This is a genomic window from Clostridium sp. DL1XJH146 (genome assembly GCF_054819755.1).
Genome location: NZ_JBTVVN010000033.1, coordinates 17,058 through 36,528 on the forward strand (window position 1 = coordinate 17,058; position 19,471 = coordinate 36,528).

At 30.1% G+C, this 19,471-nt stretch carries 19 protein-coding genes; 2 read left to right on the top strand and 17 right to left on the bottom strand.

The annotated features are described in order from the left end of the window. Window positions 1-200 precede the first annotated feature (200 nt). Complete coding sequence (locus tag ACVHXK_RS14285; protein ID WP_461207087.1) at window positions 201-764, bottom strand: ECF transporter S component; 564 nt, start codon at window positions 762-764, stop codon at window positions 201-203. 322 nt (window positions 765-1,086) lie between these two features. Here ACVHXK_RS14285 and ACVHXK_RS14290 point away from each other — a divergent pair, with 322 nt between their 5' ends. Together ACVHXK_RS14290 and ACVHXK_RS14295 are read left to right on the top strand one after the other, a co-directional pair. Further along, window positions 1,087-1,242, top strand: a complete 156-nt coding sequence (locus ACVHXK_RS14290; RefSeq protein ID WP_461207088.1) for a DUF5670 family protein — start codon at window positions 1,087-1,089, stop codon at window positions 1,240-1,242. 54 nt (window positions 1,243-1,296) lie between these two features. Beyond that, window positions 1,297-2,511 carry an NAD(P)/FAD-dependent oxidoreductase gene (locus tag ACVHXK_RS14295; RefSeq protein ID WP_461207089.1) on the top strand — a complete coding sequence of 405 codons (1,215 nt, stop codon included), beginning with the start codon at window positions 1,297-1,299 and terminating at the stop codon, window positions 2,509-2,511. Window positions 2,512-2,830: 319 nt separating this feature from the next. Here ACVHXK_RS14295 and mnmM read toward each other — a convergent pair whose 3' ends face one another. The 16 genes from mnmM to ACVHXK_RS14375 all read right to left on the bottom strand — a co-directional run bounded on the left by mnmM (window position 2,831) and on the right by ACVHXK_RS14375 (window position 19,234). After that, entirely contained in the window at window positions 2,831-3,397 is a 567-nt protein-coding gene (gene mnmM / locus ACVHXK_RS14300) for a tRNA 5-(aminomethyl)-2-thiouridylate-methyltransferase MnmM (protein ID WP_461207090.1), read from the bottom strand. A gap of 131 nt (window positions 3,398-3,528) precedes the next feature. Beyond that, on the bottom strand, window positions 3,529-5,115 hold the full coding sequence (locus ACVHXK_RS14305) for a peptide chain release factor 3 (RefSeq protein WP_461207091.1): 1,587 nt from the start codon (window positions 5,113-5,115) through the stop codon (window positions 3,529-3,531). 298 nt (window positions 5,116-5,413) lie between these two features. Beyond that, window positions 5,414-6,784 carry an MATE family efflux transporter gene (locus tag ACVHXK_RS14310; protein WP_461207092.1) on the bottom strand — a complete coding sequence of 457 codons (1,371 nt, stop codon included), beginning with the start codon at window positions 6,782-6,784 and terminating at the stop codon, window positions 5,414-5,416. 55 nt (window positions 6,785-6,839) lie between these two features. After that, entirely contained in the window at window positions 6,840-7,589 is a 750-nt protein-coding gene (locus tag ACVHXK_RS14315) for an SDR family NAD(P)-dependent oxidoreductase (RefSeq protein ID WP_461207093.1), read from the bottom strand. 12 nt (window positions 7,590-7,601) lie between these two features. Further along, window positions 7,602-7,940, bottom strand: a complete 339-nt coding sequence (locus ACVHXK_RS14320; protein ID WP_461207094.1) for a cupin domain-containing protein — start codon at window positions 7,938-7,940, stop codon at window positions 7,602-7,604. Between the two features lies 1 nt (window position 7,941). Beyond that, window positions 7,942-9,834, bottom strand: coding sequence for a heparinase II/III domain-containing protein (locus ACVHXK_RS14325; RefSeq protein WP_461207095.1), 1,893 nt, complete (start codon window positions 9,832-9,834; stop codon window positions 7,942-7,944). Then, window positions 9,831-10,310 (bottom strand): hypothetical protein, encoded by a 480-nt coding sequence (locus ACVHXK_RS14330; RefSeq protein ID WP_461207096.1) that lies wholly within the window; start codon window positions 10,308-10,310, stop codon window positions 9,831-9,833. Before ACVHXK_RS14330 ends, ACVHXK_RS14325 begins: the two co-directional genes overlap by 4 nt. Before the next feature lie 6 nt (window positions 10,311-10,316). Next, a complete protein-coding gene (locus ACVHXK_RS14335) occupies window positions 10,317-10,706 on the bottom strand; it encodes a hypothetical protein (protein WP_461207097.1) in 390 nt (129 codons plus the stop codon). A 12-nt stretch (window positions 10,707-10,718) separates the two neighbouring features. Next, a complete protein-coding gene (locus ACVHXK_RS14340) occupies window positions 10,719-11,804 on the bottom strand; it encodes an ABC transporter ATP-binding protein (protein ID WP_461207098.1) in 1,086 nt (361 codons plus the stop codon). A gap of 26 nt (window positions 11,805-11,830) precedes the next feature. Beyond that, a complete protein-coding gene (locus ACVHXK_RS14345; RefSeq protein ID WP_461207099.1) occupies window positions 11,831-12,235 on the bottom strand; it encodes a hypothetical protein in 405 nt (134 codons plus the stop codon). Continuing rightward, the gene (locus tag ACVHXK_RS14350) at window positions 12,232-12,747 is read right to left on the bottom strand and encodes a hypothetical protein (protein WP_461207100.1); all 516 of its coding nucleotides are present in this window, start codon (window positions 12,745-12,747) and stop codon (window positions 12,232-12,234) included. Before ACVHXK_RS14350 ends, ACVHXK_RS14345 begins: the two co-directional genes overlap by 4 nt. A 63-nt stretch (window positions 12,748-12,810) precedes the next feature. Next, entirely contained in the window at window positions 12,811-14,805 is a 1,995-nt protein-coding gene (locus tag ACVHXK_RS14355; RefSeq protein WP_461207101.1) for a type 2 periplasmic-binding domain-containing protein, read from the bottom strand. 57 nt (window positions 14,806-14,862) lie between these two features. Continuing rightward, complete coding sequence (locus ACVHXK_RS14360) at window positions 14,863-15,726, bottom strand: carbohydrate ABC transporter permease (RefSeq protein ID WP_461207102.1); 864 nt, start codon at window positions 15,724-15,726, stop codon at window positions 14,863-14,865. 13 nt (window positions 15,727-15,739) lie between these two features. After that, window positions 15,740-16,693 carry an ABC transporter permease gene (locus ACVHXK_RS14365; protein WP_461207103.1) on the bottom strand — a complete coding sequence of 318 codons (954 nt, stop codon included), beginning with the start codon at window positions 16,691-16,693 and terminating at the stop codon, window positions 15,740-15,742. Between the two features lie 13 nt (window positions 16,694-16,706). Continuing rightward, on the bottom strand, window positions 16,707-17,255 hold the full coding sequence (locus ACVHXK_RS14370; RefSeq protein WP_461207104.1) for a hypothetical protein: 549 nt from the start codon (window positions 17,253-17,255) through the stop codon (window positions 16,707-16,709). Beyond that, window positions 17,252-19,234 (bottom strand): DUF4962 domain-containing protein, encoded by a 1,983-nt coding sequence (locus tag ACVHXK_RS14375; RefSeq protein ID WP_461207105.1) that lies wholly within the window; start codon window positions 19,232-19,234, stop codon window positions 17,252-17,254. The genes ACVHXK_RS14370 and ACVHXK_RS14375 overlap by 4 nt, the downstream gene beginning before the upstream one ends. Window positions 19,235-19,471: the final 237 nt, after the last annotated feature.

A 19,471-nucleotide genomic window follows, 5' to 3' on the forward strand; every position in this document is an offset into this window, starting at 1 on the left:
CCCTTTGGTCAGAGAATCTTTATTTAATTAATTCTAAGATTTTGCGTAGCAAAATCATCCTTAATTGCAAATTGCAAATTGCAAATTGCAAATTTAAAATTAGCAATTGCAAATTTTGAATTTACAATTGCTAATTTTAAATTTGAATTTGAAATCATATGAAAAAAGACCTCTTAGTGAATTACTAAGAAATCTTTTTGTTATAAATCTATATTGGCTTTTCTAAGAGCTGGCTTTATTACTTTCGAAAGTGGTAACGCTATAACTATAGCTGCTACTCCTTGCCCTACATTAAATATAACTTCATTTAATGCCATAATATTAGCTGCATACCAAGTTGCTGCACTACTTAATAGCATTTTTGCAACTATTATTCCACTCAAATAATATCCAAAAATCATAACAATGCTAGCAACTATAAACGCCAATAAATTATTTTTTATATTTTCTCCATTATAATCTTTTCTAAATGCGATTGCACCTGCTACATACGCCATAGAAAATTTTATAACCATAGTAAATGGTGCCCACACAAGATATCCACCAAGTATATCAAACAACGTCATTCCAATAGCTGCTGCAACAGCTCCCTTTTTCTTTCCTAATAATATAGCTGCCATCAATACCATGCTATCACCTAAATGTACAACTCCCATTGGTGCTGGAACTCTTATTTGCGCTATAGCATATATTACTGCAGCCATCAAAGCCACATATACCATAGAATTTAAATTTACTCTTATCCCCTCTTTTTTGTGTTCCATTTTGTTTTGCCCCTTTCTTTTTTTAATATAATTTGCAATTTGCAATTATTGCATACATTTATAGATTTATTATTATTATATTAAATATATCAAATCAGTCAAATGTATCGGTACAATTCCAATGCACAATGTACAATTCAAATACACAATGCACAATGCACAATGCACAATGCACAATTATGGATGATTTTCTTCCCTTTGGTCAGAAAATCTTTAATTTAATAGTCGATTTTGCTCTGCAAAATCATAAACTCAAAAGAAGTACATATTTTCTTCATTTTTGTGAATAATATGTATTATCAAATATAATGGAGGCATTAGAATGACATTTTTAAGATGGTTAGGTGGTTTTGTTGTTTTATTTTGGTTAATTGGTTTAATCTTTAAAATCGGAGGAACATTGATTAATTACTTGCTAATAATTGCTGCAATAATTTTTGTTATCGATGCTTTATTTGGAAAGAAAAAAATAATGTAAATTACCATCACATCTACTTACGTGAGGAGGGGCAGCTTTAGCTAAGCGCACACTATGGATTTAATAAATGGTAGTACTTATTGGGATAAAATCAATAGCAATTTAAAAGGTTATCCTTCTCTTAATAAAAATATTGATTGCGATGTTGTAATTGTGGGTGGTGGAATTACTGGATGCTTAATGCTTTATTATTTAACTGAATATTCAGTTGATGCTGTCCTAATCGAAGAAAATACTGTATGTAGCGGAAGTACTTGTGCCAGTACGTGTTTACTACAATATGAAATAGATACAGACCTTATAAAACTCATCGATATAGTAGGTAAAGATAAAGCCGTGAGATCATATAAACTCTGTCAAAAAGCTATAGATGATATTGAAAGAATTATTATAAATATTAACGGTATATGTAACTTTGAAAAAAAAGATAGCCTTTATTTATGTTCTAACAAAATGGATGAAGAAAATCTCAGAGACGAATACCAAACTAGAAAGAAATATGGCTTTGACGTAGAATTACTTGAGAGAGTAGATATTGAAAGATTGTACCCTTTCACATCTGAATGTGGAATATATTCTAAGATTGGTGGTCAAATTGACCCTGTTAATTTTTGTAATATTCTATTAAAACATTGCTTTAAAAAAGGAGCTAAAATCTACGAAAACACCAAAGCACAGAGTTTTGATTTTTACTCTAATGATGTGAAAATCAATCTATCTACAGACAGTTATGTAAAATGTAAAAATTTAATCTTTTGTACGGGATATAACTCTAATTCAATGATGGGGAAAAAAAATCTAGTAACTTTGAACTCCACATACTCAATAGCTACGAATAAAATCAATGATTTTTCTTCTTGGTATAATAGATCTTTAATATGGGAAACTGCAAGGCCTTATACATATATCAGAACAACTTCTGATAATAGAATTATAGCTGGTGGTTTTGATGATAATTTTATTAACTTAGAAAGAAGAGAAGCAAATTTAAAATTCAAATCTAAATATTTAATAAATAAATTAAAATCATTATTTCCTGAAATGGATGATATAAAAGCTGACTACGCCTGGGCTGGAGTTTTTGGTGAAACCAAAGATGGATTACCTTACATAGGAAAACATCCTACATACCCAAATACCTATTTAAACTTAGGTTTCGGAGGAAACGGAGTTACCTTTAGCGTTATTGGAGCTCAAATTATTAAAGATCTTATTTTATACAATAATAATCCTGATGCAAATATTTTTTCTCTAAATAGAAAATACTAGTGTAAAGTATATACAAAAAACCAATCTGCAACAAGCAATTAAAGATGTTTCTCTTCCCTTCCGTCAGAACATCTTTAGTTATACATAGTCGCACAACAAAGCAGTAAATACATTTGTACTCATCCAAATATATTTACTGCTTTTAATCTTTCAATCTTTCAATCTTTTAATATTTTAATGTTTTAATGTTTTAAAAATCCAGAAATATTTTAGCTCCGCTAAAATATTTCCTCCTTAATTGTGCATTGTGCATTGTGCATTGTGCATTTTTTTTATCGTGCATTGTGCATTGTGCATCAAATTAGTATCATATATTAAATCAAAGTTTTCTCTTTTCAATAGCTATCAAAAAAGGTGGATTATTGATTTGATTCATAAAACTAATCTTTGCAACATTGTATTCCTTTTGACTTATTGTCTTAACAAATTCTTCTATTTCCTTCTTTTCTTTTTCACCTTCTGAGTGTCCAGGATATACAACAATAAAAATTTTACCTTCTTTTTTAATCAGGTCCATTGACCCACTTATTGCTTTTATAGTAGTTTCCCACTTTGTAGTTATTTCATGATTTCCTTTTGGTAAATATCCTAAATTAAAAATAACTACATCAACCTTTTCACAAATATACTCTTTTATATTTTCATGGCCATCTAAAATTAACCTTACTCTATTATCAAGATTAAGTTCTTTTAAATAAGCCTCAGCATTCCTTAAAGCCTCTTCTTGAACGTCAAAGCCATAAACCTTTCCTGAGCTACCAACTAGTTTACAAAGCAAAGCAGTATCATTACCATTGCCAACAGTGGCATCTACTACGATATCTCCCTCGTTAATAAATCTATGACAATAATCCCGAGCAATATTCATCGCATTTGAAAAATACACCTTTTAACACCCCCCTTTGTATAAGTGTGAAGTGTGGAGTGTGAAGAGTGAAGTGTGAAGTGTGCACTTTGCAATTTGCACTCTTCACATCATCTTTTGACCTTAATTGTGCATTGTGCATTGCTCTAGTACTATTTACTAATATCCGATAGCACTAGCCCTTCATTGTGCTCTAGGGCCCATCTTATTCCCCAGTCTGAGGTAAAAAGCAAAAGGTCTCTATCTCTAATATCTCGTACAATTTTAGTATCAGAAGTTATACTTAGTGTGTCCACAGCTTTATCCCATTCTTCAATCCATCTTACATTTTTAAACGGTAATCTATCCATCTTTATTTCTACATTATATTCATTTTTTAGTCTATATTCTAGTACCTCAAATTGAAGTACTCCAACAACACCTACAATAATTTCCTCTATACCTATAAATAACTCTTTAAAAACTTGAATTGCTCCTTCTTGAGCTATTTGATCTATTCCTTTTATGAATTGTTTTCTTTTCATTGTATCCACTGTTCTTACCCTAGCAAAATGCTCTGGTGCAAATGTAGGAATACCTTCATACTTAAACTTATTATTGCTTGTGCATAGGGTATCTCCTATACTAAATATACCTGGGTCAAAAACTCCTAGTATATCTCCTGCATAAGCTTCTTCCACTACAGCTCTATCTTGTGCCATAAATTGTGTAGGCTGAGTAATCTTAATTTTTTTATTTTGTTGAACATGAAATACATCTTTTCCTGCCTCAAACTTACCAGAACAAACCCTCATAAATGCAATTCTATCTCTATGAGACTTGTTCATATTAGCTTGAATCTTAAATACAAAAGCAGAAAAATCCTCAGATGTCGGTTCTATTTCACCTTTATCTGAATTTCTTGGAAGTGGTGGTGGAGTTAACTTTAAGAATTGCTTTAGAAAAGGTTCTACTCCAAAGTTTGTAAGTGCACTACCAAAAAATACTGGTGTCAGTTCACCCATTCTTATTTTTTCTAAATCGAACTCTTCACCAGCTTCTTCAAATAATTCTACCTCTTCTAAAAGCTGATTATAAAAATCTTCTCCTATAAATTCCTTTGCTTCTACATCATTTATATCAAATTCTACTTTTTCAGCTTCTTTTTGACCATGACTTCCACCTTGGAAAGCTATTATTTTCTTTGTTTCTCTTTCATAAACACCTTTAAAATTGGCACCACAGCCAATTGGCCAGTTCATTGGATATGATTTAATGCCAAGTTCTTCTTCTAAATCTGCAAGAAGTTCAAAAGGGTCCCTTGTTTCTCTATCCATCTTATTTACAAAAGTAATTATAGGGATATCCCTCAAAGAACAAACGTGAAATAATTTTCTTGTTTGCGCTTCCACACCTTTAGCTCCGTCTATAACCATTACAGCACAATCTGCTGCAATAAGAGTTCTATAAGTATCTTCACTAAAGTCTTGGTGCCCAGGAGTATCCAATATATTTATGCAATAACCGTCATAATTAAATTGAAGTACTGATGATGTTACAGAAATACCTCTTTGCTTCTCTATTTCCATCCAGTCAGAAACTGCGTGTTTTGATGCTCTTCTAGCTTTAACAGAACCAGCCTCTCTTATTGCTCCCCCATATAATAATAATTTTTCGGTAATTGTTGTTTTACCTGCATCAGGGTGAGAAATAATAGCAAAAGTTCTTCTTTTGTTAATTTCATTTATAAAATTCGCCAATTTACTCTCCTCTTTCTTTGTATTCTATACTAATTAAAAATTTCACTTTTCAAAATCATAATCATTAACATAAATATAAATTTTCTTCTAACTATATTTGTAATTTTACATCAATAAAATACTCCTTTAAAAAAGAGTTGGTTATAACCAACTCATATAATTTTCTATAATCTAAATTTACTTTACGAATCTTTAACATATAAATTATATCAATAGAATCTATGTATTTCAAGCATATACTTTTTTTAATTTATGTAAAGTAAAAGTTTACTGTATTCAATTTTAATTTATCTATAAATCAACTAACTACTTTTTCCATCATTAAAATTTTGTTTATCCTAATTTTATAAAATATGTATGCAAAGATTGCAGTCAGAACATTACTTATTAGCATTGCATACCAAATACTATATTCGTTTAATGATGCAAATTGTGAAAGTATAACAATACATGGCAATCTTAGAAGGTATAATCTAACCAAACTGATAATCAAATTATATTTGGTCTTAGCACATCCCATAAATACACCTATTACTATTTGAAAAATACTCCAAGGAATTACTGATATAGAGTAAACTGAAATAGCATTTATGACATGTCTATATAAAACTGTATCATCATTTGTAAGAAGTGAAGCAAATGTATCTTTACTGAAAAATATAATACTTGCAAAAATTATTGACATAGCAATTCCAAAAATACTGGCACTTTTAATACTTTTCTTAATTCTATTATGATTTTTTGCCCCAATATTTTGGCTAATTATTGTAGCTAGTCCACTTCCAAGACCACCTAAAGTACTAAAAAATAATGAATTGATCCTATTAGTAATTCCATATGCTGCAAGTACTGTTTCTCCAAATTTCAACACATTACCATTAATCATAACAAAGCTATAGGATACAGAGGTTTTCTCAATTATAACTGGGAAACTTATTATTAATATTTTCTTCATCAATTTAAAATCAAATTTAAATGTCTTTAAATTAATAACTAATTGATTTTTCTTTATCAAAAAATCATATACCCCATATAAGAAAATTATTAGATTTCCTACTAATGTTGATATCGCTAAATATTCTATTCCTTTATCTAGCTGCATAACAAAATAATAGGTTAATGCAACCTTAATAATCATCGATACTACATGTATTTTCATTACATCAGCTGTTTCACCATACCCTGTTTTCACAGCAATATATGTTGAATTATATAGCATAAAGGGAATTGATAAAAAGAATATTTTAAAATATATACTGCCACAACTAATAATAGCTTCAGTAGCATTACATAGTTCTAGTACAGTTATTGAATTTATCCATAAAAATACTGTTAAAAACAAACCTAAGAAAGTACAAATTAATAACAAATGCATAACTATTGAATTAACTTTATTATAATCTTTTCTACCAACGTTTTTTCCAATTAATGCAGTACCAGTTACAGATAACCCCGCCCCTACTGATACTAGCATATTATAAATAGGACCTATCAAAGCTACAGTAGCAAGTTCAATACTTCCAATTTGTGAAACAAATAGTGTGTCTATAAAATTGTATGAAGCATTTATAAAAGAATTTATCATTAATGGAAAAGATACTACGAATATAGCTTTATATATATTACCATTTATTATAAGATCTCTTTTTGACGCTACTTTATTATTCATAAAACCTCTCTTTTTTTAAAAAGGTGTTGCGTATATACGCAACACCTTCGTGTTATTATAGGAAATCTTGACCACCATTGATTTGAACTATTTCACCTGTTAAGAAAGAAGCTTTTTCACTAACTAAAAATTCAATTACTGTCGCTACTTCGCTAGCTTCTCCTAACCTTTTTAACAATATATTATTTTTCCAAGAATTGAAAACTTCAATGTTAGTTTCCTTTATTGCTTGGTGGAATGCTGTGTCTATAGTACCTGGAGATACAGCATTTACTCTTATTCCATACTCAGCTAAATCTTTTGCTAATGCACGAGTTAATGTTGTTACAGCTGCTTTAGATGTACCGTAAATACCTGCTCCTGGGCCACCTGAATTCCAACCAGCTATTGAAGTAAAGTTAACTATAGAAGGTTTTTCTCCTTTTTTTAGTAATGGAATAGCTGCTCTAGTGTTAAAAAATACACTATCCAAATTTAACGCCATAACTTTTCTATAAAAATCAGTTGTCATTTCTTCAAATCTACTACGGCCACCAAGACCACCTGCATTATTAACTAAAACGTCTAGTTTACCATATTTTGCTGCAATTTTTTCAAAGTTTTCATTTACTGCCTCTTCATTTGTTACATCAAACAAATAAAAATCAACTTTAATTCCTAAACCTTCTAATTCAGAAACAGCCTCTTTACCTTGCTCTTCAACTATTCCGTTTAGAATTATATCGTACCCAGCTTTTCCTAACTCTTTAGCTGTTGCTAACCCTATTCCTCCAGTACCGCCTGTTATCATTGCTAATTTACTCATAATATACCTCCATTATTTTTTAATAAAGTCTTTTCTACAAGGAGTGAAAATGTCTAGTAAGACTCCTTTTTTCAAGCAAACAGCTCCATGAGGGATATCTGGTTGCTTAAAAGTTGTATCACCTTGTCTAAGTACTTTTTTATTACCATCAATATTAAACTCAAACTCACCTGATATTATATAAGTTATCTGTTCATGAGGGTGAGTATGCATTACACCTATAGCACCTTCTTCAAAGTGCACTTCGACGCACATTAAATTGTCATTATATGCAGTTATTTTTCTTTTAATGCCATTACCTAAATCTTCAAGTTCTAACTCATCACTTATAAAATAATTTTTTATATCCATTCTACTCTCCTTTTATTGACCATTCTAAATTATAAACAGGATTTATTCCTTTTTCTCTTATAATGATTGTAGTACGATAATTAGTTACAGGGTTATCTGGTGACTTTGCAATAAATAATTCTTTATTGTTAAGATCAATAGAACTGACTACTCCTAAGCCTTTTAAATCCCAGCATATTTCTATCATTTTTGCATCAGTAACTACTTTTTTCACATCTTTTAGATGTTGATATCCATTTCCCTTAAATATTAGATTAGCATCACAATAATCAAGTTCACATGCAATATCACCTTCTACATGAAAGAAATAATCACAAATTCCTTCTTTTTCCATTTCTATTTTAAATTGATCTTTAAAGCCATTGTTAGTTATAGATACCCCTCTTACAAAATCAACATCATCGTAAACGTCCTCCGCCTTTACTTCAAAGCTTGAATCAGTTACTGAAAGTCTGTTTCCACCTGAAACCGAAGTGTGATTATTACCATTTACAACAACTGTATTATGTGAAGCACTAACTCTATGCCATTCATTACATAAAACATTTCCATATCCAGAGTTAGAAAGATCTCTGCTCAATGAAATTCCTTTAATTACAACCTCAATATTCATCTTGTCAGGATGTGCATGGCTAGGTCCATTGTGACCATATTTATAAAAAATATTTATGTCATTTTTCTTAATAATTCCACAATATGAAGTGTCAAAGTTGATAGAATCGCAAGTTATTACTTTATCATTTTGATATCTTGCGTTAGGAGTAAAAATAAATTCTTCTAATGAAATATCATTTTTATAGTAGTAAGGTTTTGAAAGTGGGAAACCATGACGTTCTCCCTCTTTTTTAAGAATATTTATTAGTATTCTGCCTACTTCACTATCATATGAATAGATTTTTCCTCCAATTGCATATATATATGAATATGATTTTAAATTAATATTAGGCCATCCATCGTTTGGATTCGGAAGCTGGTGATTATCAAAAGCATAGTGGTATGCATTTATCAGCATTTTTTCCACAGTTTCTTCACCTATTTTGAAATCATAACCATATAGTTTACTAAATAAAAGTAAATTAATAATTCCTTCTATGGTAAAGAAATTATAATGGATTGAACCTTCATACCAAAATCCATCCTTTGTTACTCCTTTTAATAATTGTTCATTTATATTGAAATCACCTTTAAAAGTAAAATCAATCATTTCTTTATTATCTAAAAATAACCCCATCACTCCTATAGAACTGTTTAACCAACATGATATATTGTGAATCTTATCAACCTGAGGTTTAAACATTTTGAAAGCTTCAGCAAAAAAACTCTTCTCTATTTTCGTGATGTAATCACTAGAAAGATCCTCTTTTACAATTTCTAGTGCATTTATCAATCTAATAATAAAAATTGATTCATTTAATGATTGAGGCATTATTCTAGAGCAGCCCCAAGCCATTTCTTCTAAAGATTCATATTCATTTCCCTCTTTATTGTGTAACTTAAATTTTAAATAGTTGTCACTATAAAAGTCTGTAAAGGTAATTACATTATCTAAATACTTACGGTCACCTGTATATTTGTATACTAATGCAGATTTCCATGTGTTAACTACCCCTTGATTCCTATACATACAAACCCAAACACCATTCAATAAATCATTTGAATATTTTTTTCCACAAATACTACATATATGTTCATTAGGAGTTTTATCATTATAGATTAATAATCCCCCATCTTCTTTACAAAAATAGTGGTGCCCCCATCTTGAAATCTTGTCAGGACTATCATTAAAATTGCTAAAAAAATCATCTACTTCTTCTTTTAAAATATCCATAAAATCCTTGTAAACATGTTTTTCCTCAATTAAATTACTCAATTCATCTTTCATTAAATATTTCATTTTACATTTCTCCTACTTCTTATTTTTTTATTTATATAAGCAAATAGTTGATAAATTAATACATAAAAAAGTGCAAAAATTATTGGCTCACCTGGCAAGACAACAGTTTCCTTACTAAGATTTAGCAAAGATATTGCCCCAATATTTATAACATAATAAACCAAAGTTACTAAGTACACAATCAAAATTGCTAATGCAACTTCTTTCAATCTAGACCAAATTTTCTCCCAAACACTGCTCTCTAAATATGATTTTTTTGAACCCACATTGTACAACATTTTAATTATTGGATTAATTATTAACGAATTAAAAAGGCCAATAACTATACCTAGCATTATGACAAAATCTATTGAACTATTATAACTTCCTAGTTTGGTACCCCAGCCAATGAAAAAATAAACTGCTCCCACTGACCACCATCTAATTAATAAAATAATTAAATTATTTTTTTTGGTTTTATCTTTATACATATCCATACTTTACTACTTCTCCCTTGTTATAAAAAGTAAAATTGTCCCTAAAAGATAAACTACAATTGAGAATATAGAAAAATAAATTGAAATACTTGCCTCTTGAAAAGTTAATAAATTTCCAGCGCTTATATCAGCTAAAACCATTTGTAAATACTTTATACCTGCAGCAGAAGACATAATTGCGCCAAATGCAACTACTAACATTTTGCCATCACTTTTAGTTGAAACAACATTTAATGCTATAATCATTCCAAATATTATAAATAAGAAAAGATAAAATCCTACATTAGTAGCAAAAACTTTTGTTATAATATCAATATGAATTTGCGATAATGCAAGTTGAATCATAGCAACAAAAAACATAACAAATTTAGATATATTAAATACTTTTTCCTTCATATGATGGCTCCTTTACTTAACTCTAATTTCGGTATCAATGTCAAAGAAATGTATCTTATCCATATCAATTGATAATTTTATCTCATCTTTTATTTCTTCTTTCACTTCACTAGAATCCAATTTTACTTTATAGCCATTTTCATCACCTAAAGTAAATCCTACTAAATATTCTGCACCTAAAAATTCAACTAAATCTACTTTACCTACTAAAATATTCCCATCATTTTCTTTACTTAAAAAGAATGCTTCCGGTCTAACCCCTAGAATTATTTTCTTCTTATCATAATTGGATAATTTCTTAACTCTTTCTTTTGAAAGCTTAAGTTTAATATTTTCTGAAATAAAATACTCTCCTTGAATTTCACCTTCAATAAAATTCATAGATGGACTTCCAATAAATCCTCCAACAAAAACATTGTTAGGACATTGATATAATTCAGATGGAGTTCCTATTTGTTGTACTACCCCTTTATCCATTATTACAATTCTATCGGCCATAGTCATAGCTTCTACTTGGTCATGAGTAACGTAAATAAAAGTTGAATTAAGACGGTTATGTAGCATAACCAACTCTTTTCTAGTTTGAGTTCTTAGCTTTGCATCTAAATTCGATAGTGGCTCATCCATAAGAAATACACTTGCATCTCTAACTATTGATCTTCCAAGTGCTACCCTCTGTCTTTGGCCACCTGATAAATTTTTAGGCTTTCTATTTAACAAATTTTTCAACTCAACAACATCGGCAGTCTTCATTACTTTATCATGTATTTCATCACCATTTGTATGCCTAACTGTTAAACTAAAACCCATATTTTCATACACTGTCATATTGCCATACAATGCATAATTTTGGAAAACCATCGCTATATCTCTGTCTGCAGGTGCTATTTTATTAACTCTTTTCCCACCTAGTATTAAATCACCACTAGAAATGGTTTCTAATCCTGCAATCATTCGAAGCATTGTAGATTTCCCACATCCAGATGGTCCTACCAACACGATAAATTCCCCGTGCTTTACGTCCATACTAAAATCATATACAGCTTGAAATCCACCTGGATATATCTTATTAATATTTTTCATACTTAAATCTGCCATATTAGCACCTCCTAGTGAACCAAGTATTAATTATTATCTCCATGTTCTTCAATGTATTTCTTCCGTTTGTTAGCACTATTCAAAGAAATTATACCTCCAAAAATACATATAATTGAAGATACAATTATAATAATAGTCATCTGGAAATTCATTATTATATTTTTCTCAATCAATATACGACTCCCTTGAAAAATTCCGAGTCCAATAGCAACATAACACCATGAAATAGAATAAGTTTGGACCTTTACAGCAGTTAAAAACCCTATTAATAATAATGCTATTGTTGTTAATATAAAAACGCCAATATTAAAATTAACAGTCATACTATTGAGAGTATATATAGTATATATAACATCTAATACAATAAATGCTATAATTAAAAGATATCCTAACTTATTTTTCTGATACAACTTTCTTTCTTCACTCTTCATACTTTACCCTGCCTTCTATTTGTAGAAATATAATTAAATATAGAAACACCCAAGACAAATATGGTTAATATTATAGTTGCAATAAATAAAACAGATGTCAATTGAAATGGCCTAATAGAATATGTATAACTTTCAATAGAACTAAAATCCAATTGTTTATATAATCCTTTAAAATAACTATTAAATTTAAGCACAGTCATAGAATTCACAAAATTGATAATAGTTGTAATCAATAAAAGTACTAGTCCAAAAATATTAGTGGTCTTTTTAGTTATTTCAAAAGGAATTTGTAATAATGAAAGTATTATTAAAATTATTGCTGACTGAAAAATCGCATGATTTAATCCCTGAATATCCTTATAGTATTGATATGTTTCAGCTGTCCCATTATAAAAAAGTTGGTAGAAATTTGTCATAAACCCTAGGGCTAATACACCAACTAAAATTGCTACAACTATCAAGATATAAGAAGATATTTTTTGCAATTTTAATGATAACTTATCTTCTTTCATAGTGCCTCCTACTTTTTTAGATATTCCTGCTTGCATTCAAGCAGGAATATCTATTATTAATTATTATTTTTGCATCATTCTATCATAAGCTGTTTGGTAAACTTCTAAGTATTCTTTTATTCCTGCCTTATCAAATATATCTTCAATACCATCTACACTATCTGCAGCAGCATCTGCACCAGTAATATACAAGAATAATTGGTCAGTCTGGTCAGTACCAATAGCTACTGTATCAATTTTAGCAACTTCTTGGTCATTCAATGAAATAATTGGTGGCATCAAGCGTAAGTAATCATTATCTGCACCATATGACATTGATAATACATCAGCTTTTGTATATAAATCCCAACCATCAAAACCATTTTCTGAAGTATACTGAAGTTCAAATCCAATTTCCTTTTGGTATCCAAGTGCTAAGTGAGAACCCATAAAGTCACGTAGGAAACCTGAAATATCGCCATCTTTCATTTCTCCGGCTGTATCTAATATCCAATCGTTAAACTTAGGATATTCTGTGCCATCTGGTCCAACAAATTTTTCACCTTCTACCCAAGCGTCTGGAATGCTATAGTTTTGAACTAGATTTCCTTCTTCTGAGAACATATAATCAAATAAAGTTAATGCAGTATTAATATCAACTTCATCAGCTGCTGCTGAAATAGCCCAGCCATCTGGTTTAATTGCACGAGTATTTTCTACGTAATGTACAAAATCATCAATTCCTGCTCCACTAATTGTAGTAACTGGTGGAAGGAACACGTCAATAGCTTCATTTGAAGCAGTTGTTGAAGCAATCCAATCAAATGTCATAAATCCAAATTGTTTTTGTCCTTCAGCATCATCTGCAAAGTACATACTTTTTCTAAATTCATCAGTAACACTTAAATCAGCAAATTCACTATGAAGTAAACCTTCTGAGTACATTGCTTTAATATAATCTAATTTTTCTAAGAAATCTTCATCGTCATAAGAATAAACCATTTCTCCATTTTCATCAACATATAAAGTTGCTCCATATGAGTCTGATGAATGAACTTTTTCGCCATCAAAATATGTTATTAATCTAAGTACATCTTCACGATATTTTGATTTTCTTACGAAGAAAGGAGAAACTTCTGCTCCATCTACTACAGCACCAGTTGTTACTTTTGATAATGTATTTGGAGATAATTCTATAACACGCCATAAAGCTACTAACTCATCAATATCATACACAGCAGTTTCTCCTACATATAAATCAGATGGTTTTTCTAAATCAGGATAAGTCGTATTTATATAATCAATCAAAACATTTAAAGCAGTATCTCTATCAATAACACCGTTAGTTGCTGCTTCATTTTGAAGAGTAGCTACATTTGTGTCGTTTCTATCCCAGTATCCATTATAGGCAACATTTAATGTTTCACTCTCTGTTTCTAAAGCATCAGTTGAATCTAAAAGAGCAGTTACCCATTCATTTCTTCCATTAAATGTACGAGCATAATTATCTATTTCTGCAACGTACGGTAAGTGATATATTCCACCGTCATAAGCTGTAATTGCTGATGCTACATTTGGATTTTCTTCAAGATACTCTTTTACATTTGGCATATAATCAAGATAGTCTTTTAAATTAATAAAATATCCTTGTGCACCGTAATTCATTAAATCGTTTGCTATACTGTTTCCACCGTAGATAGTATCATCTTTAAAACCTGTTGCTGCCTCTAAATCTATCATCTCAGTTGCTTTCTGATCTTGAACAGTATTATCATTAATAGTAAAACCTAATTGTTTTTCTATATATTGCCAAGTTGGTTTCAAATCTCCTTGTGTAACAATAGTACCATCTGGTAGTGTTAATGGGTTTGCTTGTTGATATGTCATTGTACGAGCATTATTACCCATTGCAAAATTGATGTTCAATGAATCGGCAATTTCTAAATCTTTAACTTCAACCTGCTCATTAGTTTGATTTGAATCATCCACTTCATTGTTACTTGATAATTCTGAATTAACGCATGCGCTTAGACTAAATGTCATTGTCGCTGCTAGCATTAAAGCGTAAAACTTTTTCATAATATCCCCTCCATTTTTTATGTTAAATAATATAAAATTATTTAATCTCTCCTTTAATTAGCCTTTTACTCCACCCATATTTGCACCTTTGGCAAAATATTTTTGTATAGATGGGTAAATAATCAAAATTGGAATAATTGAACATACCAATATTGCATAAACATAAGAATCTGCAGCATATGGTAAGAAGTCTCCTAAATCATCAAAGGTACTTTGATAATTTTCTACTAAAATTCTCATATAAACTTGTAATGGCAATTCACGTGGTTCATTCAATAGTATCCTTGACCAAAAATATCCATTCCATCTAGAAGTTGCATAAAATAATGTAACAGTAGCAATTGATGCCTTAGACATTGGCATAAATATTTTCCTTAACATCTGAAATTCGTTAACTCCATCTACTCTCGCAGCTTCCTCTATTTCTTTTGGTATTCCTTCGAAATAGTTACGAAGCAATATTATGTTATAAGCTTGAATTCCAAAGGCAAATACAATACCCCAACGGTTATCCACTCCCATATTCACATAGTTTAAATATTGTGGTATCATACCTGCATTAAACCACATTGTAAATACAATAAAGAAATTAAATTGTCTTCTGAATATTAATCTCTTTTTGGCTAAAGCGTATGCTCCCATTATTGAAATAAACATACTCCATGCTGTACCAAATACAGTATAAAACAAAGTATTTATGTAAGATATCCAAAATCCTTTATCGTTATAAATCAATCCATAAACTTGAAAATTTATATTTTTAGGAAGTAATACTACTGCACCTGACTCATATGCTACCTTACCACTAATTGATGCAGAAAAGGCATACACAACAGGATATAATGCCATAATAGCAAATACTCCAATTAAAATATAAGCTAAAAATTTAAAGATTACTTCACTTCTACTTAATCTTTCCATCGTAATTATCCCCCTACCATAATGATGTTTCTGATATCTGCCTGCTTATGAAGTTTGCACCCATTACAAGAGCAAAAGCAATTAATGCATTAAACATACCCGCCGAAGCTCCAATTGCCTGTTTTCCACCTTCAAGACCTATCCGATAAACAAAACTATTAAGAACATCAGCTGTTTGATATGTATTTTCATTATAAAGAAGAATAATTCTTTCATATCCTACTGATAACATTCGGCCAATACGAAGTATTATCATTATTATTAATGTTGGAGCCATTCCAGGGAATGTAACATACTTTATTTCTTGAAGTTTACTTCCCCCATCCACTTTAATAGCTTCGTAAAGTACTGGAGATATACCCATTATGGCAGCAAAGTAAACTATAGAGCTATATCCAGCCTCTTTCCATATCCCCGTTATAATATATACTGGCCTAAAATAAGTAGCGTCTTGAATGATTTTTGTTCCCTCTGAAAGCAAACCAGTTTTCATTAAAAATGCCGCTATTACACCTGTTGTAACTTCACCATTATATAAAAGTGTAAGTACCATACCTGTAATTGTAACTTCTGATAAAAAGTGTGGCAGATAAGTAAATGTTTGTGCAACATTTCTATAAATCTTATTAGAAATTTCACTAAAGAATAATGCTAAAATAATTGGAATAGGGAACCCAAATATAAGTCCATATAAACTAATTAAAAAAGTATTTCTAAAAGCTCTCCAAAATTGTTCTGCAAACGAACCCGATATAAGTGAAATAAAATTACTAAAACCTACCCAGTCACTCCCACCCACTCCCAAATTGGGTTGGTAATTTTTAAAGGCTATTAGCAATCCACCCATTGGTTTATACATCCATAACAAATACCAAACTAATATCGGTACAAGCAATAGATACAGTTGCCAATCAGAAACAATAATCTTACTGTATTTTACTAACTTACTTTGACTTTTCTCTTCCATTTCATAACTCCTCCTACTCATTCTGTGAAAAAAACGTATTCATATCAGTAAGCAACCCTTCTTTTTTTCTTAAAAATATTAATAACAAAGAAACAATAATTATATTAAACATTTCAGCAAGTAAATAAAAAACTGAACCTCTAATAAACTCACCTGTCAATATAAATGTTCCAAATCCTTTTCCAATGGCAACTGAAATATAAGCCACTAAGGTTAAAACGATTACTTTTATAGAATTATCAGCAATCTCTCCTCTTTTAAAGAATCTAAATAATATTGTGCTTAAAATAATAAAACTATTAGCAATTGGATAGAGCAGTAATTTTTCTAATATAACACTTGAATCTGTTGTTAGAAAAACTGCCAAACCAGATATGGGATAAATAATTGTGGCTACTGCTCCCCATCTTATAATTCCAATTATTGCTATTAATATAGAAAACGAAAGATGGAAACCAGCGCCAGGGAGTAATATATGAAGTTTATTTCCTAAAAATTCAAAAACAAATGCTAAGGCTGTTAATAGTAAAATATCAATATATCTATATTTCTTTAATGTCATAATTTAAATACCTCTATATCATTATTTTTAGATATTTTTATTAAAGCTAACTTACTATTAATCAATTTGTCCATATAGCTAAATTGTCCTTTTTCAGAATAAATGAATACTTCTGTTTCTTCATTACTTTTAATCTTAACTCCATAAGCATCATCTATTTTAACTTTTTCAACTACTATATCGTTATCACTATTCTTAGGGGCTAATACAGTTAAAAAACTTTGTTGCTCTGTCTTATGTCTGTTAGAAACATATAGACCTTTCATTTTATTTTCAGTGTACTTATCTGGCTCTTGAGTAGTCATTACAGCCCTTACATTATTTTGTACAAACTCATAATCTGTTTCTACATCACTGAAATGATATAAGTCCATTTCTCCATAACCACTTTTATAAGTAAATTTGTCCTTATTATTCTCTGGGAAGAAATCACTATACATTATCCAAGTATACGTATGCTTATCAGAACTCTTGAGTTCATCTAACAATACAAAATAAGATTTTCCTGTATTGAGTACATGTCTAGTATAATTTTCTAAATTCAAGGATTTATCGTAAACCTTGGCAGCCTCTCCTGCAATATATGTGTAATTATCATTTGTTTCGAACTTTACAATATCTGCTGTCATATCCTCTTTATAATTCTTCCAAATATTATTTTGTCCTTCATCACAATATCCTATACCATCAACAATTACAGTATTATGATCACTTGCCTTAACTGACCTGTTATATCCATCATCTATTGAAAAATAAGTATTATTAGCATTTATTATAAATGAATTATTGTCCGGATGCTGATGTGAAAGACCAAAACAATTATAATTTTTTTCTCTTTTTAATTCCCATAACTTCTTCCATTGAGTCTTTCCTCCAGGATGACCACATTTAAAAGAAAAATGAACGGATCCTTTATTCCACGAAGATCGTTTTACCATTAAACCCAAATCCGGGAAAAACTTTATTAAAGGTAAATCATCGAAATCCTTTACTTCTACCTTTGGATTATAAAACAATACCTCGAAAAAGCATTCTGGTAATATTCCTGGCTTAACCTTCGATTCATAAGCTTCTCTATATAAAAACTCATCTCTAACTAAATTTCCTAACTTTTGCGCATATCCATCGTTATACTCTGAAGCAACTTTATAATATATAGCTGTGGAATGTCCACTTCTTCTATCATGACAATCCCCAAAATTAATTTGTTCTTCTAGATTTGGAGCAGCCTGATATAGACGATAGTAAAATGTATTTTTTAAGAAATCGCAAGTTTTAAAGTAATCAATCTTTTCTCTTTCTTTTAAAAGATGTGCATAAACAAACAGCCACATAGCACCGTAACGCCAGTACACAACGCCTTCATAATCACTACCATCAGGAGCAAGTACGCTATAAACATAATCAAAATTCTTTTTAGAAACTTCTGTCCATTCTTTAGCTAAATCGTATTCATTTTGGAGAGCATAGCCTGCAGCAGCAAGACCAGTTAAGTTAATCCAATTATGGTTTTGCCAATAGTTTGTTGACCATCCGCTACCTTCTGTATTGATTTTAAACTCATACATTCTTGTCCCTTGAAGAATAATTTTATCCCTCACAGCACTTCGTTCTTCCTCTGATAAATCATCCTTTAACCAATCATAAGCAATTCCAATTCCAAAAAGAATCCATGCAGCTGACAAATCAACATCAACTAAATGAGCATTCCCCCAATGAGGATAATTTACACAAGCAAAAATCCATCTCTTAGCTTCTTCTAAATATTCTTTCTGATCAGTGAGCAAATATGCAAGAGACAAATTCGCCATGGCCATGCCCATAAAAGTTGTACTTGATTTTGGGTGTTCCTCTGGTAAATTCTCATTAAAATATAACTTGCATTGTTCAACTAGTCTAGAATATACTTCTTTTTTATTATAATGTATATCGCTTTTCAATTTTTCAACATTCTGATCAATGAATATATAATCTCTCAATTTCATCACCCTTCGTATATGCGTAACCACTACGGTAATATACTTTTTTAAAAATAGACTTCCTTTAAAGAAAATCTATTTTTCTTTTCGAATATACGTAACCATTTCGTAATTTAATTATATCCCCTTTTTGATTCCTTGTCAACACTATTTATTAAATTACAGCTCTAACGAGCAAATTTATTTTATAGCTGTAGTAAGCTTAAATTTATCGTTTTAAATTTCAGAAAATTCTAA